The organism is Actinomycetospora sp. TBRC 11914 (assembly GCF_012933465.1).
In the GTDB taxonomy this organism is placed as follows: Bacteria; Actinomycetota; Actinomycetes; order Mycobacteriales; family Pseudonocardiaceae; genus Actinomycetospora.
Map to the genome: position 1 here is coordinate 82,455 of NZ_JABBND010000021.1, position 24,879 is coordinate 107,333.

A 24,879-nucleotide genomic window follows, 5' to 3' on the forward strand; every position below is an offset into this window, starting at 1 on the left:
GGTCAGGTTCCGGCGCGGCCCTGGGTCTCGTGGTAGCCGATCGCTTCGAGCGCGACCAGGTCGCCGTTGGCGTCGTGATCGCGGAGGTCGCGGTCGTCCGGGGAGTCGATCTCGCTCGGTCCGCTCTGGGCGTCGTCGACTTCGGCGATCCGGTCGCGGAGCGCCGGACGTCGGTGAGCCGTCGGGGCGGTCGAGCTCGTCGAGCAGGCGGAGGGCCAGGTCGATCAGGGTCGTGGTCATGCTCGGGTCTCCTTCGTAGTCGAGGGCACGGATGGCGGGCCTCGACGGCGCGGCTCGTCGCCGTCGGGCCCGCGACGTCAGCGCCGGCAGACCCGGTAGGCCGGGACGTCCTTCGTGAGCTCGGCCGGGTCGTGACACGACAGCCGGGTACGGACTCCCAGCGAGGAAGACTGCTATTCGTCGATCCTGTCGCTGAGCAGCGCCGACGCCGATGGCGGACCACCGAAGCGCACGGGAACCCCGTCCTATGGGATCGAGCACCCCATGCTGCGATGACCGGGCATATCGCGGCGTCTGCTGCGAGCCTCCGCGCGAGGTCATCTGTCGATGGCCCCGCCGACCTCGCTCGCTACCAAGAGGGCGACGGAACTCGCCATCGCTCCGTCCTTGGCCTCGCCCCGCCGTCGACCGCCGCTCTGCCTGCCCGAGACTTGTGGCTAGACGGTATGAGGCGTGTGGCCGCCATACCGTCTAGTCCAGCTGCCCGAGGACGAGCCCGTGACGGCCACTCAGCCATCTGGCCCCCTTCCACACATTGTCCAAAACGACCTTGATTTGACTCCCTAGGTCCGACCAGACTTATACTATCCGTCATGCCTCCGTCCGGTGATCTAGATGCCCCCGTCTCTGGTCTCCCTGCGCAGAGAGCTCTTTATCGCGGGCAGGCCAGCGCGGTGCCCGGCCTCCTCGGCGGCAAAGCGGTCTGGCTTCCGCTCGTTCTCGAATTAGTCAGACTCGTGGGCGAGGGGCGAGCGACCAACCTTGATTCCGCCGCCGACTTGTCCTTCGAAATATCGGGTACGGAGCCACGCTCGGGCGGGGCGGCACCAAAACGCGAGCCAGCGACTTGGCGAGAGTACTACGGATTTCTGAGAGGGCTCAGGCTCGCGGAAAGCACCGCTGGCGGTCTGCGCCTCACTACCTGCGGATTGAGTCTCTATTCCGAACCAACTGCTGCGCGCCTGTCCGAGATCTTCGCAGACCGCGTCAGACTCTTTGCTGAGACTCTCTCGATGCTCGCGCATGAGGCGCTCACGGTAGATGAGGTTGACGATAAAGTGCGATACCTCTATGAGCAAACGTGGCGAAGCAGGGGTAACACCCGGATTCGGATGGACTGGCAGGAGATCCTCGGACTGATCGAAGGCGTCGGAAATCGGCGTTGGCAAGCCACCGAGGCGGGAAGAGAACTACTCAGCGGCCGCATAGTAGTGACGCCAGAGGCGTTTGCTTCGGGCGACAACGATCCAGCTGAGATTTCGAAGGCTCCGGCCGAAATCGCTACCATCCTAGACGAACTCCGGACGGCGGCGCGAACACACGAGTCGCGCAGTACCTACAACATCTGGGTCCCGAGCCCGCCATCGAATCCGAACAAGGTCGAGAATCTTAGGATCATCGTTAATGCGGCCTTCGAAAAGATTGAACGCGAGGAACTCTTCTCGTTCATATGCCAGAGATTCGATCTGGCGCGTAGCAGCGTCAACTCGATGCTGCCTTTCATGAGAGCCTCCGGAGTACTCTCTGAGGTTGGTCGCGGGGTATTTGAAGCGACGCCACCTGCACGGGCATGGATCGACTCGGGCGACGACCTCAATTTCATTCGGATTCTGCATGCAAATATGCGCTTCATCGGTGAAATGATTCGAAGCGTGGAGAGCGACGTACCTCGGAAGGCTATGTATGCGGAGGCTAAGAATTATGGGGTCAATGTAGATAAGTGCCGGTGGATCGCCAGCTTTCTCGTTGATGCGGGCCTGATTGAGGAATCTCGCTACGGTAGCCTGCGCGCCACTTCTCTCGGAAGCGCGTTGGCTGCAGAGCTACCCTTAGCTGACGTGTCACCAACGCAAATGCCGGCGACCGACGGCCGCCACGCAGATGATGGCGGGGCGCATTCGAATAAGGCCGCGAACTTGAGAGAACAACTGAATAGGCTGTCCCTAGAGCCGTTTACTAAAGGTCAGCCGTCCGGCCGCGGGCTAGAGGTAGCTATTCGAGACCTTTTCCATGAGGTGGGGTTTGAGGCTCGCACGGTAGGGGGCTCGGGGGATACGGACATCTTATTGCAATGGGCGGGCCCCGACGGTTCGCAGTCAAGCGCCATTGTCGAGGCGAAGGCGCGGTCATCGGGGTCGGTAAGCCACACCGATATTAGCGACGTTGGTATCGAGACTCACAAAGAACGTCATCAGACGCATCATGTCGCGATCGTAGGTCCCAGCTTCAGCGGTGACACGATCAAGAACATGGCTGAGCGTAAGCAGTGGGTTCTCTTAGAGGCTGACCGACTGGGCGCTATAGCTGAGGCCGCCAAGTCGATTGGGCTACGGCCTTGTGAGGTCGGAGTCATGTTCCAGATGCCCAACGGCTTGACCGCTATTGAGGACCTCCTCGCAGCTAGAGGCAGAGAGCTAGCAATTATCTCGTTCGTGATCGCCAAGCTCGTCGAAGAAGCCAATGATTCTAAAGAGGCAATTTCGGCGCGAGACATCTCGAGAGACGGTCGTCGAACTGACCTCTCGCCGAGTGTCGACGAAGTTGTCGCCGCTATTACTACCTTATCGGGCCTACAGATTTCAGCGCTGCGACAGGTTGATAAAGCCGACGACCCGAAGTTCTCCACCTACGTGGTGAGCGACGTATCGGCTGGTGCAGCTCAGCTTCGTGCACTTGCGGACTCAATCGAAAGCGGAGCTGCTTCTGTAGCAAATACGTAATTCAAGGCAGAGAATGCACGGCTGCGGAGAGGAGGGTCTGCAGCTGCACTCTCTGCGCTTGCCGCTGCCGGAGATTGAGGGCTTTTGGTCATCGGCGGAAACGGATTGACCTGGGCCGACGCTCGGAACGGCGCGACCCGCGAGGCGCGCCGCCGATGTCGTCTAAGTCGTTCGGGACGGCGGAGCGATGCCGCGATAATCGGGGTTATCGCGGCATGGGTGCTGCCAATCGTGGAGTTCATGAGGGATGAAGACATCTTGGCAGGAGCGACTCGTCCAGGACGGTCACTGACGGGTGGCAGCCGACCTGGCATGGTCCGCCTAGAGTGCGTCTCACCGGCGATACGGTCCAGTCGTGGACGAGGTCGGCATGTGCGATCTGCGCGACGCCGGCGATGAGGTGCTCTCGCGGGTCGCACGGGGCGAGTCGCTGAAGGTGACCCGCGACGGCGAGCCCGTGGGCGAGGTGCACCCGGTGTCCCGCCCACGCCTGACCCGCGACGCGCTGCTGTCCCGGTGGCGTGCGGTGCCCGCTGTGGACCCGACCGCCTTCCGCTCCGACGTCGACGACCTGCTCGACGGGTCCTTGTGACGGGTGCGGCCGCCGGGCTGCCGGACACGAGCGTGGTCATCGCGCTCCCGACGTTGACCGACGGGACGTACCTGCTGTCACACCGTTCATCAGCGCCGTCAGGCTCGCGGAACTCTCAGTGGGCCCACTCGTGGCGCGGACGGATGCCGAACGGCCGCCCGGCAGGTGGTGCTGGAGCAGGCCGAGGCGGATTTCGACCCGTTGCCGTTCGATGCGCAGCTGCTCGATCATTCGGCCGGGGGCGGCAGCGCTGCGGCAGGCCGGCCGCAGGCCCGCGGCTCGCAGCTACGACGCGATAATCGCCGGTGTCGCTGTGGCGCGGACTCCCGCTCCACACGGCCAACCCGGGGCGACTTCCCGGAACTGGACGAGCTCGAGGTCGTTGCCGTCCCGCTGACCTGACGGACCGCCGGTCAGCGCGACGTGGCGTGAGCCCGACGTCGTCGGCACTCAGTCGACGGTGCGGCTGCGCAGCTTTGCGTGGTGAGGCTCGACGTCGAGGTCACCGGGCTCGAGGCCGATGCTGAGGATGCGGGTCGGGTGCAGACGGATGATCGGGCTGCCGCTCATTTGGTCGGACGCGTCGCCTGGCTCGGTGATCGCCTCCGCGTGCCCTCGGATCTCGAGGAAGCGCACGCGCCACGGGTCGGTCGAGTAGACGTCGTCGAGGACGAAGGCGGCTTGGCCGTTCGCGGCGACGTTCCGGAACTTGCGGCTGCGGGCCATGTTGTAGCCGCCGATGTCGATCGTCCCCAACTCCTTGTTGACGCCGAAGCCGACCGGGTTGTTCTGCAGGGTGCCGTCGGGCTGGCTGGTGGCCAGACGCCCGATCCGCTGGCTCTCCAGGTACGCGAGCTCCTCGTCCGTGAACATGAGTCGGACCGTAGGACCTGAAGTTTGGTCGAGGTCAAGCGGGCCGTGGTCGGTTCCCGACGGCGAGCGCGGGGGCGCGACTGAGTCACCGTGACTCGGTCGGCCCAGCGGGCTGTCGGACTCGGACCGTCGTCGTGCTCGTCGGTTGTCAGCGATGTGGAACCGTCGTCGCGCGGGGTCAGTCCAAGGGGCATGAGCTCCGATCGCCTCCTCGTTCCCGGTGTGCTCGATGTCCCGACGGACCCTGACCCGTCGCTCTACTGTCGCCTGCTGCGCGACGCCCGGCGGTCGCGACGCAGTCCGATCCTCCTCGGGCACCGGGCGACCGGTCTCGCCGGCGAGCCGCCGATGCCGACCGACCCGATGGCGGACCTCGAGGCCGCCGATGCGATGGACGTGCTCGAGACCTGGTGGCCCGGTCCCTGCCCGTCGGAGTGTCACTGCCTCGAACCGGTTGAGGATGCGTTCCCGCGGAGCTCCTCAGCCGCGACCGATGTCGACTGGTCGCGCCGTTCCTCGACCGCCGCGGCCGCGGCGGATCTCGCGGGCGACCTCTCCGAGGTCGCGACCCTCGCCGTCGTCGACGCGGGCCGCCCGGCGGACATCCCGATTGCCCTCGGTTGGGCCGGCATGTGCAACTACCGGGACCGCGATCTGGTCGGCCTCTGCGCGGTGCTCCGCAGCTGGGAGGAACGGTTCGGCGCGATGCTGGTGGCGATGACCTTCTCGACGCTCGTGCTCGCCGTCGCGCACCCGCCACGGTCGCAGGCGGACGCCGAGCGGGTCGCCGCCGAGCACTTCGCGTTCTGCCCGGACCAGCAAGACCCGCAGAACGGCATCGTCTACACGCCGAGGACCTACGGGCGCACGATCCGAGGGGCGAGCAGGTGGCGGTTCTGGTGGGACTGACGTGCGAGTCGAGGTCGAGGGACGGTTGACCTGAAGAGCGGTCGAGGTCCTACTTTCGATCGGGTCGATGCGACCGAGGAGGACGACGATGACTGTCGAGCTGAACCACACGATCGTCCCGAGTCGTGACCAGCGGGCCGCGGCGAAGGACCTGGCCGACCTACTCGGGTTGGAGGTGACGAAGGCCGGCCACTTCGATGCCGTGCACCTGGGCAACGGGGTGAGCCTGGACTTCATGGACGTCGACGAGGTCCCGGGGTCGATGCACCTCGCGTTCCTCGTCTCCGAGGACACGTTCGACGAGGTGTTCGGGCGGCTCCAGGAGCGCGACCTGCCGTACTGGGGGGACCCGATGCGCTCCCGGCCTCAGCAATTCAGCGCGTACTTCGGCGGGCGCGGCTTCTACTGGGACAGCCCCGACGGTCACAACCTCGAGGTCCTGACCCGCGCCTCCTGACGGCGGGTCGGTAGGCGCTTGCAGTCCGCCACCACCCTGCTATCGTCCCGCACGACCGATTGCAGGTTGCAACCACTGGGGGCTGCTCGTGTCCGACACGACCTGTCACATGTCGATCTCGCTCGACGGCTTCGCCGCCGGACCGGACCAGAGCCGGGACGACCCGTTGGGCAAGCGGGGCAAGGAGCTGCACGGCTGGCACATCGGCGACCCGCGCGCGACCGAGGCCGACAAGCAGGCCGTCGAGTGGCTCATGCGTCCGCGTGGTGCGTACGTGATGGGGCGGAACATGTACGGCCCGATCCGCGGGGACTGGGACGAGGAGTGGAGCGGCTGGTGGGGCCCGGAGCCGCCCTACCACGCGCCGGTGTTCGTGCTGACCCATCACGCCCACGACCCGATCGAGATGGAGGGCGGCACGACGTTCCACTTCGTCACCGGTGGGTTCGACGAGGCCTACGCGGCGGCCCGTGAGACCGCCGGCGACAAGGGCGTGGACATCGCCGGCGGGGCCTCGACCGTTCGCCAGGCCCTGAAGGCCGGGGTGATCGACGAGTTCGCCCTCGACATCGCGCCCGTCGTGCTCGGGTCGGGGGAGAGCCTCTTCGAGGGGATCGGGTCCTTCGACTTCGAGCCGGTCGAGGTCCTGCACTCGCCGCTCTCCACCCACATCCGCTACCGACGCGTCCGCTGACCCGGTTCACGGTGCCTGGTCCCGGCCGCGGCAGGGGACTCATGAGGCTGTGACGTCGGGCGGGTGACGGACGGACTCGAGCTTCGGGTCGGTCTCGACGGCGTGGACGACCTCGGGGGAGCCGGCGATGCGCGTCCCCCAGAGGTCGTAGTCGGTGGTGAGCAACCAGTTTCGGTCGATGGGCCAGATGTTGTCCGGGGTGACGGTGTCGCGCGTCGAGAACCGGGCAGCGTCGAGCACCGAGACGAGAGGGCCGCTCAGGGTCAGCTGCGACCATTCGCCGAACGGCCACCCGGCACCGGAGTAGTAGGCGATGCAGGGCGCGTCCAGGCCACCTTCGGTCACCTCGGCGAGCACCGAGATGAGCCGGTTGCCGGTAGGGGCGTCCAGGCTGCCCTCGTTCGGCTGGATCATGGTCGCCGGCCACGAGGAGTACGGGAACCAGTGGTGGCACGGCGGCACGGGCTTGCCGCGACTGGAGCCGCACATCGGCACGCCCAGGCGATCGGCCAACTCGTGCCATCGCACCCGGCGCCAGCCCGGCGGAGGCGAGGCGAAGCCGGTGACTTCCGAGCAGAAGAGCCCGGTCCTCTCCCGGAGCTCAGGATCGAGCGAATCCGCGGGCCCGTGCTCGGGGTCCTCCCAGATGCCGTGGAGCACCCACGTCTCGGCCGGCCACGCGTGCGGCATGAAGCTGATCGATGCGGCGGGCTCGAGCTCGCGCAGCCAGTCGACCTCGTCCGGGTCGGCGATCCGTAGTCCGCGCATCGAGATGGCGTCGTCCACGTCGCGATGGTGCCGTCCATCGGCCCGACGCCGCGGGTGTTTGCCGACATCGGCAGGGCCTTTCACGGGCGACTGAATGAGCTGACTGGCTGCGAGCGCCCCGGCAGTTCACAGGTGTGGCTCCCATGGAAGGGCCTGAGCCCACCTCTCCTCTCACCCCTCCGGACGCGAGGTCATCCCCGCGTCCGCCAACTGCTCGGCGAGGACCTCTCCTGCCGGTGTGTTGGCGAACCACACGCCGTGGAAGGGCGAGATGTCCTCGAACGGTTCCTCCCAGCGTCGGTCGATCTCCTTCACCGCGTCATCGTCTGAGAGCTGCCAGGGGCGGAATTCTTCGGACACATCCCCGACGATCATCAGTTTCTCTCGAAGGAGGTCGGCGAGCAGGGCCAGCGTCTCTCGCTTCCACGCCACCGGGTCGACCGGTTGCTCGTCACGAACGATCCACGCGGCCTCCGACAAGCTCACCCAGTCGTCGGTGGCGCTCCACAGGATCTCCGCTCGCGGGTCGTAGCTACTGGCCTTCACGGTGGACCTTCCTCGGGGGCTGTCCGGGGATGCGAACGTCGACACTAGAACCTGGGGCACTGGAGGAAGAGTCGCGAAGACCGACTCTCGTCCCGTCAGGGAACTCGACCACCCGCCCGCCGTAATCGGGCCATTCGGCCGGGGTGCCGCCCTCCGACAGCTCGTCGTAGAGCGCGCGGACCTCTTCCTCGGTCTCGACGACGCGGACGCGCTTGTTCTTTCCCGGTTTCCCGACGGTGCGAGCCCGCTCATCGATGCGTGACGCGTCCGTCTCCTGGTCGACCTGGAACGGCGCGACGCTGCTGTCGGTGGCGGCGTGCGTAGCGAGGTCGACGAGGCCCGCACCGGCGATGCCGACCCCGGCCGCCACCCCTGCGGCCGCGGCTCCTCCCACCGGTAACCCGGCTATCAGGCCGACACCGGTGGCGTCGAGCGCGACGCTCCCGGCCGCGACCGCTCCGCTGACGGCGGCCAATGCCCCGCCGCCCACCACCGCCGCCAGGTCGAGCGGGTGATCGAGCGCGGCCATCCCGACCGACGCGACGGCGTTCCCCACCTCGGCCAGCGGGGACGTCGTGGCTGCAGCCGGGGGAGTCGGCGGCGGGGCGATGCCCGCGAGCGACGACGACGCCGCATCCAGCGCACGAGCCGCCGCCTCGTTGGCGAAACGGGCGCGCTCCTCGGCAGCGCGCATCAGCGCGCCGCCGCCGTCCAGAGTCGGATCTTGCCCTGACCCGAGAGCCGATGTCGCGGCCTGGCCCTGGGCGAGCAACGCTTCACCCCGCGCGTAGTCCTGCTGCGCCGCCCGGAGCTCCTCGGCATACCGCGCGAGCGGCCCGACCGCGGCGCGCACGGCCTCGGCCACCCGCTGCGCGTTCCTCGCGTCCTGCTGTGTCCGGGCGAGGGCCAGCGGCGCCGCGAGGCCGGTCCAGTCGGCGGTGGTCGCCCGCCCGTGACCCGCCACCGCCTCGCCCCCGGTCTCCACCGCCGTCGCCGCGGCCGCCAACCCCCGGCAGGCCTCCTCGATCGCCTCGGGATCGCCGGGAAGCGGCATCAGCGTGGACCGCCGAGCCCGGGGGTGACGACGCCGGCCTGACCGTCGGCCGTCACGTACTGCGCACTCGAGGCCTCCAGCGCGCCGGCGCAGTCCGTGAGGCTCCCGACGATCGCCTGGACCGCCCGGTCGAGCTGCGACGAGAACGCCGACGCCGCCCCAGCGAGCGGGCCCGCCCCGGCTGCCGCCGCGACGTCGTCCACGGCCACCCCGGCCTGCAGCGCCGCGTCGTCGAGCCCGTCGGCATCCGCGCGCAGGTCGGCGGCGCCGCGACGCAGCTGCTCGGGGCGCACGTCGAACCCGTCCGGCACGTCGGGGATCCTGACGCAGAGCCGACGCCGCTGGGGTCGGTTCGGAGAAGTCGGGAGAGGGAGGGCGCGCGTGGCGGTGCCATCGGACGCGGTGCGACGGGTCTCGGCGGTCGCCGACGACGCGCTGGGTGACGACGATGCCGTCGGGCTCGCCGCCCGGCTGCGACGGCGCGAGGTGTCACCCGACGAGGTCCGGCAGGCCGCCGCCCGGAGGACCCGGAAGATCGACCCCACCCTCCACGGCCTCACCCTCGACCGCTTCGACGAGCCCGTCGCGGGCAATAACGATGGGCCCCTCGCAGACGTCCCGATGCTGGTCAAGGAGAACACCGACGTCGCCGGCCGGCCGACCACCAACGGCAGCTCCGCCTACACCGCCCGGCCCGCCCCCGCCCACGCCGAGGTCACGCAGCAGCTCCTCGACCTCGGCGTCGCACTCCTCGGCAGCACCCGCATGCCGGAGTTCGGGCTCAACGCCAGCACCGAGTTCGTCGACGCCGAGCCCACCCGCAACCCGTGGAATTCCGCCTACTCCGCCGGCGCCTCCTCCGGCGGATCGGCCGCCCTCGTCGCGGCCGGAGCCGTCCCGCTCGCGCACGCCAACGACGGCGGGGGCTCGATCCGCATCCCGGCCGCCGCGTGCGGGCTCGTCGGGCTCAAGCCCTCCCGCGGCCGCACCGCACTCAACGCCCAGGGCGCGCAGATGCCGATCAACCTGGTCAGCGACGGCGTCGTCACCAGGACGGTCCGGGACACCGCCGCCGTCCTCGGCCACCTCGACCGAGGCCGCAGAAACCCACACCTTCCCCCGATCGGCCTCATCGACGGACCGAGTCGGCGCAGGCTCCGCATCGGCCTCGTCCTCGAGAGCCCCGCCGCGGGCACCGTCGACGACGAGACGCGCCGAGCCGTGCTCGATACAGCCGCGACCCTCGAGAAGCAGGGACACCAGGTCGAGCCGCACACCCTCGGCGTCGGGAAGCAGTTCGTCGACGACTTCCTGGTCTACTGGGGGCTGCTCGCGGTCGGGATCGTGGCCGGCGGGCGGTTCGGGTTCCCGGAGTTCGACGCGTCGCGGCTCGACCCGCTCACCCACGGCCTGTACCGGCACTTCCTGACGACGGCGCCGCGGCGGCCCGGGTTCCTGCGGCGGCTCAAGCGGATCGCCCACACCTACGACGACGAGTTCGTCCACCACGACGTCCTGCTCTCGCCGGTCCTCGCGCACCGCACGCCGCCGCTGGGCCACCTCCATCCCGCGGTGCCGTTCGAGGAGCTCAAGGACCGGCTGATCAACTACGTCGGGTTCACGCCGCTGCAGAACGTCGCGGGCGCGCCGGCGATCGCGGTGCCGGGTGGCCAGGACAGCCACGGCCTCCCGATCGGCGTCCAGCTCGCCGGGTCCACCGGCGACGAGCGCACCCTGATCGAGCTCGCCTACCTCCTCGAGGCCGAACGCCCCTGGCCGCGCCTGGGCCAGTCCTGAGTGCCCGGGTCGGGTCACACGACGACGAGGTTCTCCGGTCCTGCGCTCGGCACGGCGTCCGTGGGGATGCGCTGATCGAAGGTGACGAAACGTCCCTGGCGGTCGGTCGCCAGCGCGAGCAGATAGGCGTCGGTGAGCCGGCGGGGACCGTGGATGCGACTCGTCGTCAGGAAGTCCGGGTCGAGCGCGCTGCGGTCGCACGCCCAGAACTCGTGGTCCGAGCCGTCGCGGGACTCACGGAGGAGGTCCGCGGCGCGATGGGGGCTGACCGGGCTCGGGTACCGCGGCTGGCTGATGATGCGGACGAACCCGTTCTCGGTGATCGCGCACGACGCCCAGCCGTGGACGAGTTCGCCGTCGGCCCACTGCCAGGCGCGCTCGTGGTCGATGTGGTCGGCGTCGAGCAGGGCGAGCAGGACGTTGATGTCGAGCAGGGCTCGGGTCACGCGCCTTCCTCGTCGCGCAGCTCATCGACGAGCGTGTTCGAGACGGCGGGTCCCCGGCGGGGGAGTGGACGGAACCCGTGGCGAACGGTCCCGGATTCCCGGGGTGTGGGCACGTCCCCCGTCAGCGCTGCGCGCGCCAGCTCGGAGAGGACCTCTCCGACCGTGCGCTTCTCGCGCGCGGCGCGCTCCTTCGCCGCGAGCAGCACGTCGTCGTCGATCGTCAGAGTGGTGCGCACGCACATGATGCTAATGCATCAACGGCGGAGGCACGCGTCTCCGGAGTCGGCCGATGTCGAATGGACGGGACCGTGTTCGTCGTCGTGGTGAAGGCCCACCCCGGAACGAGAGGCTCCCGCCATGACCGCCACCACCCGCCGCCTGTTCGAGCTCCTCGAGCCGATCTGCCTGGTCACCTTCTTCGAGGACGAGAGCAACGAGGAGCTGGCGGCGCTCGGCCACCGCACCTACTGGGACGGGTACTTCGCCAGCCGGGCCGCGTCGCTGGGGCGGGTGCCGGCGGAGGTGGTGCACGCCGCGTTCTACAACTTCGCCGACGGCGAGGCCGCGCGGCACATCCCGAGCGCCTGGGAGACGATCCCGCCCGAGGCGTCGTTCGCCGCCCGGGAGCGGGGGAGCGCGGCCTCGCTGCGGCGCCTCCTCGGCGAGGACCTGTCCTCCTCGAGAGGACTCACCCGCGCCGCCGACCTGGCGACGAAGGCCGCCGAGAGCGTCCCGACGACGGGCCGGGTCAACTTCGCCGGGATGCGCGCGATGCCGGTGCCCGGCGACCCGGTCGCCCGGCTGTGGCACTCCGCGACCATGCTGCGCGAGCACCGCGGCGACGGGCACATCGCCGCCCTGCTCGCCGCGGGCATCGGCGGCACCGAGTCCCACGTGCTCTCCGCGCTGGACATGGGCATCCACCCGGCCGAGTCGTTCGGGCGCATCCACCACCTGCCGAAGCAGCGACTCGCCGCGGTCATGGCCGGCCTGCGCGAGCGCGGGCTGATCGACGACGACGGCCGCTTCACCGACGCCGGCCGGGCGACCAAGCAGCGCATCGAGGACCTGACCGACGAGCTCGCCGCCCCGCCCTTCGACGCCCTGCCCGATGCCGAGCTCGACGAGCTGGTCCGCGATCTCGAGCCCCTGACCACGACGCTGGTCGCGGCCGGGATCCCGTCGCCGGTCCGCGGCTGAGACCCGTGGTGGTCGTCACTCCCGACGGCCCAGCGCGTTGTGCCACTCGGACGAGTCGGAACCAACGGTGGCGGTGCAGATGAGCGGCGCGGGCAAGGGCGATCTGGAACTCGTGATCGCGGTGGTCGGCTTCGTGATCACCGCCGTCCTCCTGGCGGTCACGATCGTGCTCGCGGCCACCAGGCGCGGAGGCGCCCGGGGCTGGTTCACCGGCGCCGCCGCGGCCCTCGTCGCGACCGTCGGGCTCCTGTCCTTCATTTGACCCGGGCTACGGCCGCGGTCGTCGGGAAGGATCCCGACGACGGCGGGTGCGGCGGCAGCGAGACGCGGCTCACGTCTCCGTGCCGATCACCGCCGACGCGCCGCCGCCCACCCACGCCGGGCAGCCGCCCGTCGTGGGTCGCCCGAATGCTCGCTGCCCGGTCGGGATCGCGTGCCCACACTCGTGTCCATGGACGGTCACGACCATCCGACCCCCGCGCCGACCCGGATGTGGTTCTCACTGCTCCGGCGTCTCGGCCGGGGGATCTCGGGGCGGCGCATCGCCGTGCGCGACACCGCGGCCACCGTCGTCGCGATGCACGGCAAGCCCGACCTGCGTGGGTGGTCGTTCGGGCGGGCCCGCGACGTGCAGGTGGTGCTCCGCGACGTCACCGCCCCGGAGCTCGAGGCGCGGGAGCTCGTCGTCGAGTGCGACACCCTCGTCGTCGGGCCGACCATCACCGCCACCGGGGTGCGGGTCACCGCCACGATGACGCCCGAGGCGCTCGCGGCGTACGGCGACCAGGACGAGCCGGGCCCGCGGGTCGACGTCGTCGACGGCGAGTTCCGCAGCCCGTGGTGCCCGGGCATCGAGCTCGTCCTGCGCCCCGAGGTCGTCGGCGACGACCTCCGGTTCACCCCGACCGCCGTCATCACCCCGCTGGGGCGCTGGTCGTCGTGGGGGATCCTGCCCTCGGGCAGCGCGCCCTCGCCCGACCTGCCTGGCGGGTTGCGGATCACCGAGATCACGACGGCCGACGACGCCGTCGTCGTCCGCTCCACCATCGACCGCTGGAGCGCGAGCCCGGCCGACCGGCCCCGCCTGCGGGAGCTGCTCGCCGCGACCACCGACGACCCCCAGGTGCCGGCGGTCTAGCCGGAGCGTCGGAGGAGGCCCTCACCCTCCGCCGCGCGAGGCGGTCCGCCGGGAGAACTGCTCGGCGACCCCGTCGACGGCGCGGTCGAACGCGTGACGGAAGTCCTCGCCGTCGGGGGCGGCCCAGCGGGCGAACGCGGTCTCGAGCACCGCGACGCCGATCCGGGCCACGAGATGGGCGGTGTCGACGTCGACTCCGCCCCGGCTCGCGGCGGCGTTCCCGGCGCTGGAGCGGTCGGTGGCGGCCGGCTCGAGCGAGTTCACCGCGGACGCCGCCGCCGCGGTCGCGCTCGGCCTCGCGGAAGGCCGCGCACGGGTGGGCGCCCACACCCCCGTGCAGGCGCTCGGTCTCGACCTGATCACCCGCGTCGGAGCGGAGCTGATCCCGCCACGATGACGCCGCCGCGGTGCCGGAGCGCCGTGCGCCCCGTGGCGGCGGTCTAGCCGGGGTTGGTCCCGACGATCCAGGTGACGCCGAAGCGGTCGGTGACCATGCCGTAGGGCGCGCCCCACGGCGTGGGCGCGAGCGACTGGATGACACGCCCGCCGTCGGCGAGCTTCGTCCAGAACCCGGTGACCTCCTCGAGAGTGTCACCGTTCAGCAGGACGAACAGCGATTCCTCGTGCAGCAGCGCGTCGGCGCGCCCGGGTCCGCCGGACCCGGCGAGGCCACCACCCTTGGCGTCGAACACGTCGTAGGCGGAGATGCGGAAGCCGTTCTCGGCCACGACGATCCCGAAGCCGACGAGGTTGGCGTTCGGCGAGTCCGCCGGCACCGGGGCGAACGTGACCTGCTCGGAGTCGGGGGAGTCCTGCGGCACGCCGCCCTCGCCGTAGGTCCCGATCATGAGCTGTCCGCCGAAGACGGAGTGGTAGAACTCGAGCGCCCGGCGCGCGTCGCCGGTGAAGTTCAGGTGCGTGACAGTGCTGATCGCCATGGGGAGCTCCTCGGTGCCGGGGTCGTTCCGCGTCGTGCAGGACCCACTCTCCTGGGATGGCGGTCAGGTTCCGTCCTCCACTCGTCATCGTGGATCAGACGTGTACGACCCCGGCGATCTGGCTGTTGAACGGGACGAACGGGGTGTGCAGCCGGTAGGGCTCGACGTCGACGCGGGCGAACCCGGCGGCCCGCACCGCCGCCTCCAGGTCCCGCTCGCACGAGCAGCCTTCGAACGTCCACGCCCACGGACGGCGCAGGACGCGCTGCAGCCACCGCGTAGGGGTGCCGGGGCGGGCCGCGACGTGCTCGACGAACCGGTACGTGCCGCCCGGCCGCAGGATGCGCCGGACCTCGGCGAGGACGGCGTCGGGATCGGGGACGGTGCAGAGGACGAGCGAGGAGATGACGGCGTCGACGCTCGCGTCGGGCAGGCCGGTGTCCTCGGCGACCCGCTCCCGCAGGTCCAGCCGGACCCCGCGACGCTCGGCCGCTGCCCGGAGCCGACGGTGCATCGGCGGGTTGGGCTCGACGGCGACCAGCGTCGAGCCCGGCGCCAGGTAGGGCAGGTTGGCGCCGACCCCGGAGCCGAGCTCGACGACGCTGCCCGGCAGGTCGGCGAACACGCGGCGTTTGTGCCGGCGCAGGTTCCACTCCAGGTTCGGGCCCATCACGGTGAAGAACGCGGCGTTGAAGGCGCCCCGGGCGGGGTGCACCTCGAAGGTGGTCGTGCGCTCGGTCATCGTCATGCCTCGCACTCTGCGCCGGGACCCGCGTCGGATCAGGCGTAGAACTACCTCACCTCGCCGAACCAGGCGGCGATCTGCGCCCGCGATCGGAACCCGAGCCGCAGCCGGATCCGCTCGACGTGGCCCTCGGCCGAGCGCTCGTCGATGCCGAGCCGCGCCGCGATCTCGCGGTTCGTGCAGCCCTCGCTCACCAGCGCCGCCACCTCGCGCTGGCGGGGTGTCAGCCCGCCGCGTCGTCCCAACGGGAGGCCGAGGAAGCGTCGGACGACCCGCACCAGCTCGTCCCGGTCGCCCGCGTACGGCAGGTGCGACCGGCCCGCCAGCAGCACCAGCTCGGCGTCGTCGATGCCCGCGGCCAGGGCGTGCGCCTGCGCGACGGGGGCGGCGCGGTCGCCGGTGCGGTGCACCACCAGCGTCGGGGCGCGCACCTCGCCGAGGAGGTCGGTGACGTCGAGCTCGTAGGACAGCGCGAGCAGCGCCCGGGCTGTCGCGGCGGGGGAGCAGGCGCGCTGGTAGCGGGCGGCGCCGTCGCGGGTGGCGCGGTCGGCGTCGGGGGCGAAGATGTCGGTGAGCACCTCGGAGCCCAGCCCCCAGTGCGACTCGACCAGCCCCAGTACGTGGTCGCGCACCGCCGGCGGGGACAGCTCCTCGCCGCGGGCCCAGCCGCCGTAGAGGACCAGGCGTCGGACCAGCTCCGGGTGCGCGGCGGCGTAGGCCACGGCGACCGGCGCGCCCATCGAGGTGCCCATGAGGTCGAACGGCGCGTCCAGCGTCGTCGCGATCGCGTCCAGCTGTTCCAGTTCGGCGGCCAACGACGGCGCGGGCTCCGCCGCCGCGGAGAGCCCGCACCCGGCGCGGTCGTAGCGCACCAGCCGGCAGCCCTGCCCGAGCGCCTCGTAGAGCGCGCGCTCGGCCGGCTGCTCCCAGCTCAGCTCGAGGTGGGAGAGCCAGCCCGTGACGTAGACCAGCGGCCGGCCGGAGCCGACCGAGGCGTGGGCGAGGACGCTCCCGTCGGCCAGCTCCACCCGGCCGAGCCGCTGCTCCACGGCGCGATTGTCGAGGACGCGTCACGCCGGGTCACGCCGCCAGGTGGAAGGTGTCGGCGAACCGGTCGAGGAGGTCGCCCGGTCCGCGCAGGACCTCGACGACGCCGGTCTCGATGGCCCGGGCCGGCGCGAGCTCGCCGGAGATGACGCGCCGGATGCCCGGGCCGACGGTGAAGGCGACGTCGGCCGGGCCGTCGCCGCGGGTCACGTCGAGGGCGGTGCCATCGACCCGGATGAACAGGTCCGCCGAGTCCAGGCGGGCCGCGTAGGCGGTCGCGGGCAGGCCCGCCGCGACCTGCGGCCGGAAGGCGGTGCGCAGCGAGATCGTCATCGCGTCGGGGGTGAGCACCTGTTCCTCCCGCGGGTCGCCCAGGGCCTTGAAGCCCCAGGCGCCGAGCGCGAGGACGACGGGCTCGAGCTCGCGGCCGAAGGGGGTGAGCTCGTAGATGACGATGCGCGAACGCGGCGCGCGGCGGATGATCCCCGCCGCCTGCAGCTCCTTGAGCCGCGCCGCGAGGATGTTGCTCGGGATGCGGGGGAGGCCCGCGGCGAGCTCGCCGTTGCGGCGCGGCCCGACGAGCAGGTCGCGGACGATGAGCATCGCCCAGCGTTCGCCCACCAGCTCCATGGCTCGGGTGACGCCGTCGTACTGGCCGTACTCGCGGGGGGCCACCCGCTCAGCCCTGCTGGGCCGCAACCGCCTCCGGGCCGTGCTCGGCGGCGACGGGGTCCATCCAGCCGAACTCGATGATGTTGCCGTCCGGGTCGGTGAGCTGCCGCTGGTACATGAAGCCGTAGTCCGCGGGCGCGCCCGGCTCCGAGCCGCCCGCCGCGAGGCCGGCGGACACCGTCGCGTCGACCTGCTCACGGCTGTCGAGGAAGATCGCGGTCGCCGCGGTGGGGCTCTCCGTGGGGTCGCCGAGGGGCAGCTCGGTGAAGGTCTGGAAGAACTCGCGCGTGAGGATCATGAAGAACGCGTGGTCCTCCTCGACGACGACGCAGGCCGCGTTGTGGTCGGTGAAGAGCGGGTTGATCGTGAAGCCGACCGCCTCGTAGAAGGCCTTCGCACGGTCCAGGTCGGTCACCGGCAGGTTGACGAACATCCGCTTCATCGGGCTCTCCCTCGCGTGGGTCCTGCGTGCGAGGAGAAGACTTGCAAAAAACAAGTGGACGGTCAAGGCCGTCGACCGGGGCCATCGGTTCAGCCGTAGGTGCGGACCGGCGTCCGCGGCGCGATGGTCGCGGCGATCCGCGCCGGCACGGTGTCCCCGACCGTGATCAGGTCCTTCCACTCCTCGGACGTCATCGTCACCGTGCCCGCCTGCCCGGTGGCGAAGTTCGCGCACAGGAACTGGTGCTGGCCGCTCGCGCCGAGGCTGTAGTCCTCGACGTCGCCGGCCGCCGACCCGCGCCAGAGGGCCCAGGTGTTCGGCGTGGCGTAGCCGACCTGCGGGTCGTCGTCGATGGTGAGGTCACACATGCGCTCCGCCAGCGCCTGCTGCGTGCAGTAGGGCGAGGTCATCGTGACCCGCGACGCGCTCCCGGCTGACGCGTCGTAGACGTCGCAGCCCAGGGGAGTGGTCCCGAGGTAGCCGTTCGAGGTCGACGACGAGCTGCTCGACGTCGTCGTCGGGTGCGTCGACGCGTCCTCGACGGCGCCACACACCGCCTGCGTGACCGCGAGCCCGACGACGGCGGCCACGACCCCGCCGGAGACCGGCAGGCGGTGGACGAACTTCTCGAGACGCGACGGGCGGCCGACGGCGGGGGTGCTCACCACGGCCTCGAGGACCTCCGTGGGCGCGTCGAGGCTGGGCGCGTCGAGGACGGATCCGTCGAGGCCGGCTGCTCCGGCGGCGTGCCGACCGGCGCTGACCTGCGGCCGGCGCATCCCGAGGCGGGTCTCGGAGCGGTGGTGCGGTGCCGCGTGGCGCATGTGGTCCCCCCGACCTGGTGCGACCGGCCCTCTGGTTCGGCCGTTCGTCGTCACCGTTATCGCGATCAGGGCGTGACCGTTACGTGACGCTCCTCGGCACCCAGAAGCGCAATCAGTCGTCGCGCATCGCGGCCCTCAGGCGACCTCGGGCTCCTCGGGCAGCGCGACCAGGGGCTCGTCGAGCACGCCGGCGTCGGTCACCGCGGGACGACGCGCCCGCACGACGACGAGCTCCTCCGTCCGCTGCCCCGGCGCGATCAGCCCGCGCTGCTCCAGCATCGCCGCCCGGGCCGTGAACACCGGGCCGAACGGGTGGGTGCAGCGGGCCTCGACGTCGGCGTCGAGCCCGTGCGCGCGCAGCCGCCGCAGCGTCTCGGAGACCCCGTTGATCGCCGAGTGCACCATCAGCAGCCGCCCGCCGGGCGCGAGCACCGCGGGCGCCTCCTCGCAGACGCGGTCGAGCACGACCCGGCCGTCACGGCCGCCGTCGAACGCCCGCATCACGCCGCGGGTCGGCACCGCGTCATCGGGCGCGGGCACGTACGGCGGGTTCGCGACGACGAGGTCGTAATGCTTCCCGACGACGGGTGCGGTCAGGTCGCCGTGGCGCACGCGGATCCGGCGGCCGGTGCGGCGGGCGTTGATCCAGGCGCAGGTCAGGGCCTTGCGCGAGCAGTCGACGGCGGTCACGTCGGTGCCGGGGAACCCGGCCGCGACGAGCGCCAGCGCGCCCGCGCCGGAGCACAGCTCGAGCACGCGGCGCGGGGGGACGGGGGAGTCCAGGAACTCGCGGCGCAGGACGTCGGCGAGCAACCACGTGTCGCGCTGCGCCGGGTAGACCCCGGGGCCGCAGAGCACGGGCAGGTGGGGGCGGCTCCCGTCCGCGGGTTCGGTGGTGACAGCGGCGGAGGCAGGCAGGCGTGCAATGGTCACAGCGGTGCTCCTCGCTCGGGCGGAAACGGGAGGGGGGACGGGCACACTCAGCGGGTGCCACGCGTCCCCGAGAAGCAGCTGGACCCTCAACCGGCGGGGACGATCTCCGGCTCGTGTTACCCGGAGGTTGCGGCACCCACGCGCTCGTGGCGCGGTGACGTGGCCCTCGGGTCCGCGCGGTGTCGGTCGGGTAACCGGTTTCCTCGCCGCGGCCTCACCCGTCGCCGGCGCCCCTGACCGGCACCCACGCCGAGGAGAGACCGTGCTCGACGTCCACACGCCCGAGCGTCGTGCGACCACCGACGCCGTCGACACCACTGCCCTGCCGCACGCCCGCGGACCCGTCTCGAGTGCGGTCCTCGAGGTGCTCGCCGACGACCGCGCGGCGGGCGACCTGCCGCACCCGTCGTCGTCGGGACTCGATCCCTACGGCGACGACCTCCAGCTCGCGCTCTATCTCTGCTACGAGCTGCACTACCGCGGCTTCCCGGGCGTCGACCCGGAGCTCGAGTGGGACCCCGACCTGCTCGCCCTGCGCCGGGCGCTCGAGCAGGTGTTCGTGGCGGCGCTGCAGCGCGACGTCGAGGGCGGTGACGACGTCGAGGCGGCGGTGGACGCGCTGCTCGTCGAGCCGGTCGAGGGCACCGGCCCGTCGTGGAAGCTCGCCGAGGACGGCGAGCTCTGGCAGCTGCGCGAGTACGTCGTGCAGCGTTCGATCTACCACCTCAAGGAGGCCGACCCGCAGGCGTGGGTGATCCCGCGCCTCGACGGCCAGGCCAAGGCGTCGCTGGTGACGGTGGAGCACGACGAGTTCGGGGCCGGCCACGCCGACCGGGTCCACGCCCGGATCTTCGCCGACATGATGGACGAGCTCGGGCTCGACTCGACCTACCACGCCTACCTCGACGTGGCGCCGGCCCTGACCCTGGCGACGGTCAACGTGATGTCGCTGTTCGGGCTGCACCGCAGGTGGCGGGGCGCGTCGGTGGGGCAGTTCGCGCTGGTGGAGGTGACGTCGTCACCGGGTTCCGCGCGGCTGGTCAAGGCGATGCAGCGGCTCGGCCTCCCGGTGGCGGCGCAGGCCTTCTACGAGGAGCACATCGAGGCCGACGCGGTGCACGAGCAGCTGGTCCGTCGCGGCCTGCTGGCGGACCTCACCGCGCGGGAGCCGTCGCTGGCGGCCGACATCGTGTTCGGCATCCAGGCGTCGAGCTTCCTCGAGGACCGGCTGGCCGATCACCTCGTGCGGTCCTGGGACGCGGGCTCCTCGTCGTTGCTGCGCGCCGCGGTCTGACGGACCTTCCGGCGGTGGCTGGTGTCGCAGAAGGGGTAGCGCTTGCTGCGACGGCAGGCGCACACCGCGACGACCGGCCGCTCGGAGCGCACGACCTCGCCGTCGGGGGTCTCGAGCTCGACCGGCCCCTCGACCAGGATCGGCCCGCCCTCGGTGAGGGTGACGCGGGGGGTGTCGGGGAGACGGGTCATGCCGCAGGGCTACCCGCCGCGGCCCGCCGTCAGAGGTGGTGTGTGTCCCGACGGCGGGTCGGTGCGGGGTGCCGGTCGGTCACCTCACCGACGTCAGGACCTGGTCGAGACGCGGTTCGACGCGCAGGTGACGGTCGAGTCCGGTGATCTCGAGGGGGCGACGTACCCGTCGGCCGGGTGCGACGACGCGCAGCCCGACGCTGCGATGTTGGACCTCTTCGGCGATCTCGACGAGGACGTCGAGGCCCGAGGCGCCGAGGAAGCTCACCGGGGACAGGTCGCAGACCAGTTCCGGGACGCGTCCGGGCGTGACCGGGGTCGACTCGAGGTCGTCGGCGGCGGCGTGGAGCGCGCGCCGCCACGCCGGCGCTGTGAGGAGGTCGATCTCCCCGATCGCGCGGACCACCACAGTGGCGGGACCCGGAGCCGTCGTCGCGACGGCCAGCGATCCGTCGGCGAGCTCGGCGGGACCGGGCCAGGGGGCCGCGGACCCGTGGTCGCCGGTGGCGCAGCCGGCGCAGGAGCAGCTGGACGGGGCGGGACGTGAGGCTGGAGAGAGCACGTGCGGAGCCCTTCGGGAGGCCGTTCCCGGGTGAGACCGGGGCAGGGCGCGCTCGTCCGCACCAGGTGTGGGCGGAGGCGCGCGGGGCAGTCAGCGCGGGGGAGTCGCCGGAGGCGGAACCTGATCACGGCTGAACGCGTCAACCGGCCGTGCATCCAGCGTGACACGACCGGGTGGGGCCCGACAAGGAGATCGGGGGTCGGGTGTGCGACCCGGATCCGCGCTCAGCCGAGGGCCGGGAGGACGCCCGCGCCCTGCAGCCAGCCCAGCCAGTCGCCGAAGTGCCAGACCTCGACGGGGTGGCCGTCGCGCCAGTGGACGACGTGGGTGCCGGTCGCGCGGGTCTGCCGGTTCGTCGGCTCCCCGGGGATGGCGCCGCCGCCGCCGGAGAAGGTCCCGGTGCAGCTCCACCGGTGCGCGCTGCTGTCTCCGTCGACGAGGTCCTCCTCCACCGTCACCGAGAAGTCTGGGAACGACTGGTGGAAGCCGGCCATGAACTGCTTGAGCCCGTCCCGGTCCAGATCCGGGAACCCGGCGAGGTGGTAGACGACGTCCGCCGGGAGGATCTCGTCGACGTCCTCGACGCGCCCGGTCGCCCACGGCTCCACGAGCTGCCTGATCACCTTCGCCTGGTCGGGCATCCTCGGCCTCCCTCATCGACTGTGGTGACCGAGGGTGAGGGTGACCGACGAGTAGTTCCAAGCAGTGCCACCTGAGCGGCCCAAAGTCTTACGCGGGATATGAACCGATGGTGGTCACGCGGGCGCGGCGGGTGTGGAGGTACCGACCAAGATCGCGAATTCGTAGCGGATTCGGCCGCCCAGCGCCCGAAACCGCTACGTCTTCGCGACCATGGAGAAGATCCGCCCCGCCGCGACCTCATCGGCAATCCCGGGCCAGACGATCGTCTACGCCGCGAAGGTCTGACCGGACGACCGAGTCGTCGCGACTCGGTCGCTCGGCAACGGCTCGTGCCGGGGGGCCCGGACGGGATCGCGAGCACGGCCCGGCGGCATGATCACGATTCGGGTGGCGACACGCCCAACGCTCGCCAGGACGCGCCGCCGACATCGTGATCACCGACCCGGGGTCGCGGCGGATCGACGCTCAGCGGCTGGCGGCGCGGCGGTACTGGGCCGCCGCGAGCGGGGCGAACACCGCCACCACGGCCACCGACCAGATCAGCGTGTAGAGCTGGGCGTGCTCGAGGGACCAGGCGGTCGACACCGCGGCCGACGGGTTGGGCGACGGGTTGCCGAACAGCTCGCGGGCGGCCTGGGTGACCGAGGAGACCGGGTTCCACTCGGCGAACACCCGGAGCGGGCCGGGCAGCGTGTCGAGCGGGACGAAGGTGTTCGCCACGAAGGTCAGCGGGAAGATGACGATGAACGAGGCATTGTTGATCACCTCGGGGCTCGGGATCAGCAGGCCGAGCCACGCCATGATCCACGAGATCGCGTAGGCGAAGATCAGCAGCAGGACGAAGCCCCACAGTGCCTCGAGCGGCCCGGTGTGGATGCGCCACCCGACGATCAACCCGGTGATCGACATGACGACCAGGACGATCACGTTGTTGACGACGTCGGACAGCGTCCGCCCGGTGAGCACCGCCGACGGCGCCATCGGCAGCGAGCGGAAGCGGTCGACGATGCCCTTCTTGACGTCGTCGGCCAGCCCGGCGCCGGTGTTCGTCGCCCCGAAGACCACGGTCTGGGCGAAGATCCCGGCGATGAGGAACTCGCGGTAGGCCGCGCCGCCGCCGCTCGGGTCGATCGCGCCACCGAACACGTAGGCGAACAGCAGCACGAACATGATCGGCGAGAGGGTCGTGAAGACCAGCAGGTCGGGCACCCGCTTGATCTTGATGAGGTTGCGCTTGGCGACGACGGCCGCGTCGCTCACCACGTCGACGGTGGTCACGCCGCGCCGACCTCCTCGGTCTGCTCGGCCTCGTCGTCGCGGGTGGTGCTGCCGGTGAGGGTGAGGAAGACGTCGTCGAGGGTCGGGCGGCGCACGCCGGCGTCGTCGACCTCCAGTCCCGCGGCCTCCAGCAGGTCGAGTGCCTGGCGCAGCGCCTTCACCCCGCCCGTGACCGGCATCGTCAGGGACCGGCGGTGCTCGTCGGCGACCGGCGGCGCGACGCCGAGCGGGGTCACGAGGTCGACGGCGCCGCCGAGCCGGCCCGCGTCGCTCACGGTCAGCTCGAGGCGCTCGCCGCCGATCTGGGCCTTGAGCTGGTCGGACGTCCCGCGCGCGATGGCGCGGCCGTGGTCGATGACGACGATGTCGTCGGCGAGCACGTCGGCCTCCTCGAGGTACTGCGTGGTGAGCAGCAGCGTGGTGCCGTCGGCCACGAGCCGCTGGATGACGCCCCACATCTCGGTGCGGCTGCGGGGGTCGAGGCCCGTGGTCGGCTCGTCGAGGAAGAGCACCGGCGGCGCGGCGACGAGGGCGCCGGCGAGGTCGAGACGGCGACGCATGCCCCCGGAGTAGGTGCGGGTCGGCCGGTCTCCCGCGTCGGTGAGGCTGAACTGGGCGAGGAGCTCGCGGGCCCGCTCCCGGCTCCGCCGCCGGCCCAGGTGGTACAGCCGGCCGATCATGTCGAGGTTCTCGAAGCCGGTGAGGTACTCGTCGACCGCGGCGTACTGGCCGGAGAGACCGAGGCGCTTGCGCACCTCGCGGGGGTTCGCGAGTACGTCGACACCGTCGATGGTCGCGCGGCCCGCGTCGGGCTGCAGGAGGGTGGTCAGGATGCGCACGATGGTCGTCTTGCCGGCGCCGTTCGGGCCGAGGAGCCCGAGCACCGTGCCGCGGGGAACCTGCAGGTCGACCCCGTCGAGGGCGGTGAGATCGCCGTAGCGCTTGACCAGTCCGGCGACCTCGATCGCCACGTCCATGCGTGCTCCCGGCACTCGTGCGGTGGGACGGACGCGAGGGTACTGACGGGGTCCGACAACGGCCCGCCGATTTCGTCCGGTTCCGGTCGGGCGCACCCGGCTCCCGACTCGCCGGGAGCGGACCGCTTCGCGACGACCGAGTCGTCGTGACCCGGTCGTTCGGCAGCGGTTGCCCTCGAGGCCCGATCACGTGGCCGCTACTGCGCGGTGCTCGGAAGTCGGTGCTGGGGGTCGGCAGTACCGCGAGGGCCGGGGGCTCGTTCTCACGGGCAACCGGGCGAACCGCGGCGCGTCCATACGACGCACGGCATGACGACGAGGGGGCGACATGGGACGAGGACGGCGCAGGGCCGTGAAGCGGGTGGGGGTCGTGGTGGCCGGGGTGCTGCTCGCCGGGCTGGTGGCGACCGGAGTGGCGACCGCGGAGGACGCACCGTCACCGGCGCCGCTGCCCGTGGTCGGGAACGCCCTCGACTCCCTGTCCGGTGCCTCGGGCTCGAGCAGCTCCTCGTCGACGTCGACCACCGGTGGGGCATCGGACCTGGTCCCGCAGCTGTCCGGGTCGACCAGCTCCACGTCCTCGTCCTCCTCGACCAGCTCGACCTCGTCGACCAGCTCCACGAGCTCGACGTCGACCAGCAGCACCCAGGACGGGTCCAACGGGACCTACACGATCTCCTTCCCGCCGACCCTGCCGCCCGGGTACGGCTCCCGGGACGGCGGACACCGCTACTTCGGCCGGTACTGGGACGCGGCCGCCAACTGCTGGCGCTACGCCTCCCCGGGCTACGTCGCGCCGGTCGTCGTCGCGAGCCAGGTGGTGTCCGTGCCCAAGGGCGGGGTCGACACCGGGGACGGCTCGTTCCGCTGAGCCACCCACCCGGTGTCCCGCCGCTGACC

Annotated in this window: 33 protein-coding genes; 13 read left to right on the plus strand and 20 right to left on the minus strand. The window is 71.2% G+C overall.

Features of this window, described 5'->3' with window-relative positions; all coding sequences use genetic code 11:
* The first annotated feature begins 914 nt into the window (after nucleotides 1–914).
* The 3 genes from HH311_RS25890 to HH311_RS31115 all read left to right on the plus strand — a co-directional run bounded on the left by HH311_RS25890 (nucleotide 915) and on the right by HH311_RS31115 (nucleotide 3,954).
* Entirely contained in the window at nucleotides 915–2,960 is a 2,046-nt protein-coding gene (locus tag HH311_RS25890; protein WP_169186595.1) for a restriction endonuclease, read from the plus strand.
* Nucleotides 2,961–3,315: 355 nt separating this feature from the next.
* On the plus strand, nucleotides 3,316–3,552 hold the full coding sequence (locus HH311_RS25895) for a type II toxin-antitoxin system Phd/YefM family antitoxin (protein ID WP_211190808.1): 237 nt from the start codon (nucleotides 3,316–3,318) through the stop codon (nucleotides 3,550–3,552).
* 168 nt (nucleotides 3,553–3,720) lie between these two features.
* Nucleotides 3,721–3,954: a hypothetical protein gene (locus tag HH311_RS31115; RefSeq protein ID WP_211190809.1), complete on the plus strand. Its 234-nt coding sequence runs from the start codon at nucleotides 3,721–3,723 to the stop codon at nucleotides 3,952–3,954.
* A 48-nt stretch (nucleotides 3,955–4,002) separates the two neighbouring features.
* On the opposite strand, the gene HH311_RS25905 is transcribed toward HH311_RS31115, so the two are convergent.
* Nucleotides 4,003–4,425 (minus strand): PPOX class F420-dependent oxidoreductase, encoded by a 423-nt coding sequence (locus tag HH311_RS25905; RefSeq protein ID WP_169186596.1) that lies wholly within the window; start codon nucleotides 4,423–4,425, stop codon nucleotides 4,003–4,005.
* A gap of 348 nt (nucleotides 4,426–4,773) precedes the next feature.
* On the opposite strand from HH311_RS25905, the gene HH311_RS25910 reads away from it, so the two are divergent.
* From HH311_RS25910 to HH311_RS25920, 3 genes are all read left to right on the plus strand, one after another.
* Nucleotides 4,774–5,334 carry a DUF4253 domain-containing protein gene (locus tag HH311_RS25910; protein ID WP_248304215.1) on the plus strand — a complete coding sequence of 187 codons (561 nt, stop codon included), beginning with the start codon at nucleotides 4,774–4,776 and terminating at the stop codon, nucleotides 5,332–5,334.
* Nucleotides 5,335–5,422: 88 nt separating this feature from the next.
* Nucleotides 5,423–5,791, plus strand: a complete 369-nt coding sequence (locus HH311_RS25915; RefSeq protein WP_169186598.1) for a VOC family protein — start codon at nucleotides 5,423–5,425, stop codon at nucleotides 5,789–5,791.
* Nucleotides 5,792–5,900: 109 nt separating this feature from the next.
* A complete protein-coding gene (locus tag HH311_RS25920) occupies nucleotides 5,901–6,485 on the plus strand; it encodes a dihydrofolate reductase family protein (protein ID WP_211190810.1) in 585 nt (194 codons plus the stop codon).
* Between the two features lie 39 nt (nucleotides 6,486–6,524).
* Here the strand turns inward: HH311_RS25920 and HH311_RS25925 are convergent, their stop codons facing one another.
* The 4 genes from HH311_RS25925 to HH311_RS25940 form a co-directional block, all read right to left on the minus strand.
* Nucleotides 6,525–7,271: a hypothetical protein gene (locus tag HH311_RS25925; protein WP_169186600.1), complete on the minus strand. Its 747-nt coding sequence runs from the start codon at nucleotides 7,269–7,271 to the stop codon at nucleotides 6,525–6,527.
* Nucleotides 7,272–7,424: 153 nt separating this feature from the next.
* Entirely contained in the window at nucleotides 7,425–7,799 is a 375-nt protein-coding gene (locus tag HH311_RS25930) for a hypothetical protein (RefSeq protein ID WP_169186601.1), read from the minus strand.
* On the minus strand, nucleotides 7,786–8,853 hold the full coding sequence (locus HH311_RS25935; RefSeq protein WP_169186602.1) for a hypothetical protein: 1,068 nt from the start codon (nucleotides 8,851–8,853) through the stop codon (nucleotides 7,786–7,788). Before HH311_RS25935 ends, HH311_RS25930 begins: the two co-directional genes overlap by 14 nt.
* Complete coding sequence (locus HH311_RS25940; RefSeq protein ID WP_169186603.1) at nucleotides 8,853–9,164, minus strand: hypothetical protein; 312 nt, start codon at nucleotides 9,162–9,164, stop codon at nucleotides 8,853–8,855. Before HH311_RS25940 ends, HH311_RS25935 begins: the two co-directional genes overlap by 1 nt.
* Nucleotides 9,165–9,234: 70 nt before the next feature.
* On the opposite strand from HH311_RS25940, the gene HH311_RS25945 reads away from it, so the two are divergent.
* The gene (locus HH311_RS25945; RefSeq protein WP_312030410.1) at nucleotides 9,235–10,650 is read left to right on the plus strand and encodes an amidase; all 1,416 of its coding nucleotides are present in this window, start codon (nucleotides 9,235–9,237) and stop codon (nucleotides 10,648–10,650) included.
* Between the two features lie 14 nt (nucleotides 10,651–10,664).
* Here HH311_RS25945 and HH311_RS25950 read toward each other — a convergent pair whose 3' ends face one another.
* Together HH311_RS25950 and HH311_RS25955 are read right to left on the minus strand one after the other, a co-directional pair.
* On the minus strand, nucleotides 10,665–11,096 hold the full coding sequence (locus tag HH311_RS25950) for a TA system VapC family ribonuclease toxin (RefSeq protein WP_169186604.1): 432 nt from the start codon (nucleotides 11,094–11,096) through the stop codon (nucleotides 10,665–10,667).
* Entirely contained in the window at nucleotides 11,093–11,332 is a 240-nt protein-coding gene (locus tag HH311_RS25955; RefSeq protein WP_169186605.1) for an antitoxin, read from the minus strand. Before HH311_RS25955 ends, HH311_RS25950 begins: the two co-directional genes overlap by 4 nt.
* Before the next feature lie 121 nt (nucleotides 11,333–11,453).
* On the opposite strand from HH311_RS25955, the gene HH311_RS25960 reads away from it, so the two are divergent.
* The 3 genes from HH311_RS25960 (at nucleotide 11,454) to HH311_RS25970 (ending at nucleotide 13,434) form a co-directional block, all read left to right on the plus strand.
* Nucleotides 11,454–12,296: an SCO6745 family protein gene (locus tag HH311_RS25960; RefSeq protein ID WP_169186606.1), complete on the plus strand. Its 843-nt coding sequence runs from the start codon at nucleotides 11,454–11,456 to the stop codon at nucleotides 12,294–12,296.
* Nucleotides 12,297–12,363: 67 nt separating this feature from the next.
* Nucleotides 12,364–12,558, plus strand: a complete 195-nt coding sequence (locus tag HH311_RS25965) for a hypothetical protein (protein WP_169186607.1) — start codon at nucleotides 12,364–12,366, stop codon at nucleotides 12,556–12,558.
* Nucleotides 12,559–12,747: 189 nt separating this feature from the next.
* On the plus strand, nucleotides 12,748–13,434 hold the full coding sequence (locus HH311_RS25970; protein ID WP_169186608.1) for a hypothetical protein: 687 nt from the start codon (nucleotides 12,748–12,750) through the stop codon (nucleotides 13,432–13,434).
* Nucleotides 13,435–13,455: 21 nt separating this feature from the next.
* Here the strand turns inward: HH311_RS25970 and HH311_RS25975 are convergent, their stop codons facing one another.
* A complete protein-coding gene (locus HH311_RS25975; RefSeq protein WP_169186609.1) occupies nucleotides 13,456–13,605 on the minus strand; it encodes a hypothetical protein in 150 nt (49 codons plus the stop codon).
* 10 nt (nucleotides 13,606–13,615) lie between these two features.
* On the opposite strand from HH311_RS25975, the gene HH311_RS25980 reads away from it, so the two are divergent.
* A complete protein-coding gene (locus tag HH311_RS25980; RefSeq protein ID WP_169186610.1) occupies nucleotides 13,616–13,831 on the plus strand; it encodes a hypothetical protein in 216 nt (71 codons plus the stop codon).
* 43 nt (nucleotides 13,832–13,874) lie between these two features.
* Here the strand turns inward: HH311_RS25980 and HH311_RS25985 are convergent, their stop codons facing one another.
* The 7 genes from HH311_RS25985 to HH311_RS26015 all read right to left on the minus strand — a co-directional run bounded on the left by HH311_RS25985 (nucleotide 13,875) and on the right by HH311_RS26015 (nucleotide 19,035).
* Entirely contained in the window at nucleotides 13,875–14,372 is a 498-nt protein-coding gene (locus tag HH311_RS25985) for a VOC family protein (RefSeq protein ID WP_169186611.1), read from the minus strand.
* Between the two features lie 94 nt (nucleotides 14,373–14,466).
* On the minus strand, nucleotides 14,467–15,120 hold the full coding sequence (locus HH311_RS25990; protein WP_169186612.1) for a class I SAM-dependent methyltransferase: 654 nt from the start codon (nucleotides 15,118–15,120) through the stop codon (nucleotides 14,467–14,469).
* Between the two features lie 44 nt (nucleotides 15,121–15,164).
* Nucleotides 15,165–16,166 carry an alpha/beta fold hydrolase gene (locus tag HH311_RS25995; RefSeq protein WP_169186613.1) on the minus strand — a complete coding sequence of 334 codons (1,002 nt, stop codon included), beginning with the start codon at nucleotides 16,164–16,166 and terminating at the stop codon, nucleotides 15,165–15,167.
* 31 nt (nucleotides 16,167–16,197) lie between these two features.
* On the minus strand, nucleotides 16,198–16,839 hold the full coding sequence (locus tag HH311_RS26000; RefSeq protein WP_169186614.1) for a helix-turn-helix domain-containing protein: 642 nt from the start codon (nucleotides 16,837–16,839) through the stop codon (nucleotides 16,198–16,200).
* A gap of 4 nt (nucleotides 16,840–16,843) precedes the next feature.
* A complete protein-coding gene (locus tag HH311_RS26005) occupies nucleotides 16,844–17,278 on the minus strand; it encodes a VOC family protein (protein WP_169186615.1) in 435 nt (144 codons plus the stop codon).
* Nucleotides 17,279–17,367: 89 nt separating this feature from the next.
* Nucleotides 17,368–18,102, minus strand: coding sequence for a hypothetical protein (locus HH311_RS26010; protein WP_169186616.1), 735 nt, complete (start codon nucleotides 18,100–18,102; stop codon nucleotides 17,368–17,370).
* 135 nt (nucleotides 18,103–18,237) lie between these two features.
* On the minus strand, nucleotides 18,238–19,035 hold the full coding sequence (locus tag HH311_RS26015) for a HemK2/MTQ2 family protein methyltransferase (RefSeq protein ID WP_312030412.1): 798 nt from the start codon (nucleotides 19,033–19,035) through the stop codon (nucleotides 18,238–18,240).
* A 262-nt stretch (nucleotides 19,036–19,297) separates the two neighbouring features.
* On the opposite strand from HH311_RS26015, the gene HH311_RS26020 reads away from it, so the two are divergent.
* On the plus strand, nucleotides 19,298–20,329 hold the full coding sequence (locus HH311_RS26020) for an iron-containing redox enzyme family protein (RefSeq protein ID WP_312030413.1): 1,032 nt from the start codon (nucleotides 19,298–19,300) through the stop codon (nucleotides 20,327–20,329).
* Here the strand turns inward: HH311_RS26020 and HH311_RS26025 are convergent.
* The 5 genes from HH311_RS26025 to HH311_RS26045 all read right to left on the minus strand — a co-directional run bounded on the left by HH311_RS26025 (nucleotide 20,272) and on the right by HH311_RS26045 (nucleotide 23,979).
* Entirely contained in the window at nucleotides 20,272–20,520 is a 249-nt protein-coding gene (locus tag HH311_RS26025; protein ID WP_169186618.1) for a CDGSH iron-sulfur domain-containing protein, read from the minus strand. The two genes, HH311_RS26020 and HH311_RS26025, sit on opposite strands and share 58 nt — an antisense overlap.
* A 79-nt stretch (nucleotides 20,521–20,599) precedes the next feature.
* Entirely contained in the window at nucleotides 20,600–21,082 is a 483-nt protein-coding gene (locus tag HH311_RS26030) for an anti-sigma factor antagonist (RefSeq protein WP_169186619.1), read from the minus strand.
* Nucleotides 21,083–21,306: 224 nt separating this feature from the next.
* Nucleotides 21,307–21,723: an ester cyclase gene (locus tag HH311_RS26035; protein ID WP_169186620.1), complete on the minus strand. Its 417-nt coding sequence runs from the start codon at nucleotides 21,721–21,723 to the stop codon at nucleotides 21,307–21,309.
* Nucleotides 21,724–22,189: 466 nt separating this feature from the next.
* Complete coding sequence (locus HH311_RS26040) at nucleotides 22,190–23,002, minus strand: ABC transporter permease (protein ID WP_169186621.1); 813 nt, start codon at nucleotides 23,000–23,002, stop codon at nucleotides 22,190–22,192.
* A complete protein-coding gene (locus HH311_RS26045) occupies nucleotides 22,999–23,979 on the minus strand; it encodes an ATP-binding cassette domain-containing protein (RefSeq protein ID WP_169186622.1) in 981 nt (326 codons plus the stop codon). The genes HH311_RS26040 and HH311_RS26045 overlap by 4 nt, the downstream gene beginning before the upstream one ends.
* Before the next feature lie 352 nt (nucleotides 23,980–24,331).
* Here HH311_RS26045 and HH311_RS26050 point away from each other — a divergent pair, with 352 nt between their 5' ends.
* Nucleotides 24,332–24,850 carry a hypothetical protein gene (locus tag HH311_RS26050; protein ID WP_169186528.1) on the plus strand — a complete coding sequence of 173 codons (519 nt, stop codon included), beginning with the start codon at nucleotides 24,332–24,334 and terminating at the stop codon, nucleotides 24,848–24,850.
* Nucleotides 24,851–24,879: the final 29 nt, after the last annotated feature.

Excerpts from the sequence above, each read along its gene's own strand:
- HH311_RS25905 (WP_169186596.1), bottom strand. The coding sequence starts at position 4,425 with ATGTTCACGGACGAGGAGCTCGCGTACCTGGAGAGCCAGCGGATCGGG.
- HH311_RS25910 (WP_248304215.1), top strand. The coding sequence starts at position 4,774 with ATGCCGACCGACCCGATGGCGGACCTCGAGGCCGCCGATGCGATGGAC.
- HH311_RS25915 (WP_169186598.1), top strand. The coding sequence starts at position 5,423 with ATGACTGTCGAGCTGAACCACACGATCGTCCCGAGTCGTGACCAGCGG.
- HH311_RS25920 (WP_211190810.1), top strand. The coding sequence starts at position 5,901 with ATGTCGATCTCGCTCGACGGCTTCGCCGCCGGACCGGACCAGAGCCGG.
- HH311_RS25935 (WP_169186602.1), bottom strand. The coding sequence starts at position 8,853 with ATGCCGCTTCCCGGCGATCCCGAGGCGATCGAGGAGGCCTGCCGGGGG.
- HH311_RS25960 (WP_169186606.1), top strand. The coding sequence starts at position 11,454 with ATGACCGCCACCACCCGCCGCCTGTTCGAGCTCCTCGAGCCGATCTGC.
- HH311_RS25970 (WP_169186608.1), top strand. The coding sequence starts at position 12,748 with ATGGACGGTCACGACCATCCGACCCCCGCGCCGACCCGGATGTGGTTC.
- HH311_RS25985 (WP_169186611.1), bottom strand. The coding sequence starts at position 14,372 with ATGGCGATCAGCACTGTCACGCACCTGAACTTCACCGGCGACGCGCGC.
- HH311_RS25990 (WP_169186612.1), bottom strand. The coding sequence starts at position 15,120 with ATGACGATGACCGAGCGCACGACCACCTTCGAGGTGCACCCCGCCCGG.
- HH311_RS26005 (WP_169186615.1), bottom strand. The coding sequence starts at position 17,278 with ATGAAGCGGATGTTCGTCAACCTGCCGGTGACCGACCTGGACCGTGCG.
- HH311_RS26010 (WP_169186616.1), bottom strand. The coding sequence starts at position 18,102 with ATGCGCCACGCGGCACCGCACCACCGCTCCGAGACCCGCCTCGGGATG.
- HH311_RS26025 (WP_169186618.1), bottom strand. The coding sequence starts at position 20,520 with ATGACCCGTCTCCCCGACACCCCCCGCGTCACCCTCACCGAGGGCGGG.
- HH311_RS26035 (WP_169186620.1), bottom strand. The coding sequence starts at position 21,723 with ATGCCCGACCAGGCGAAGGTGATCAGGCAGCTCGTGGAGCCGTGGGCG.
- HH311_RS26045 (WP_169186622.1), bottom strand. The coding sequence starts at position 23,979 with ATGGACGTGGCGATCGAGGTCGCCGGACTGGTCAAGCGCTACGGCGAT.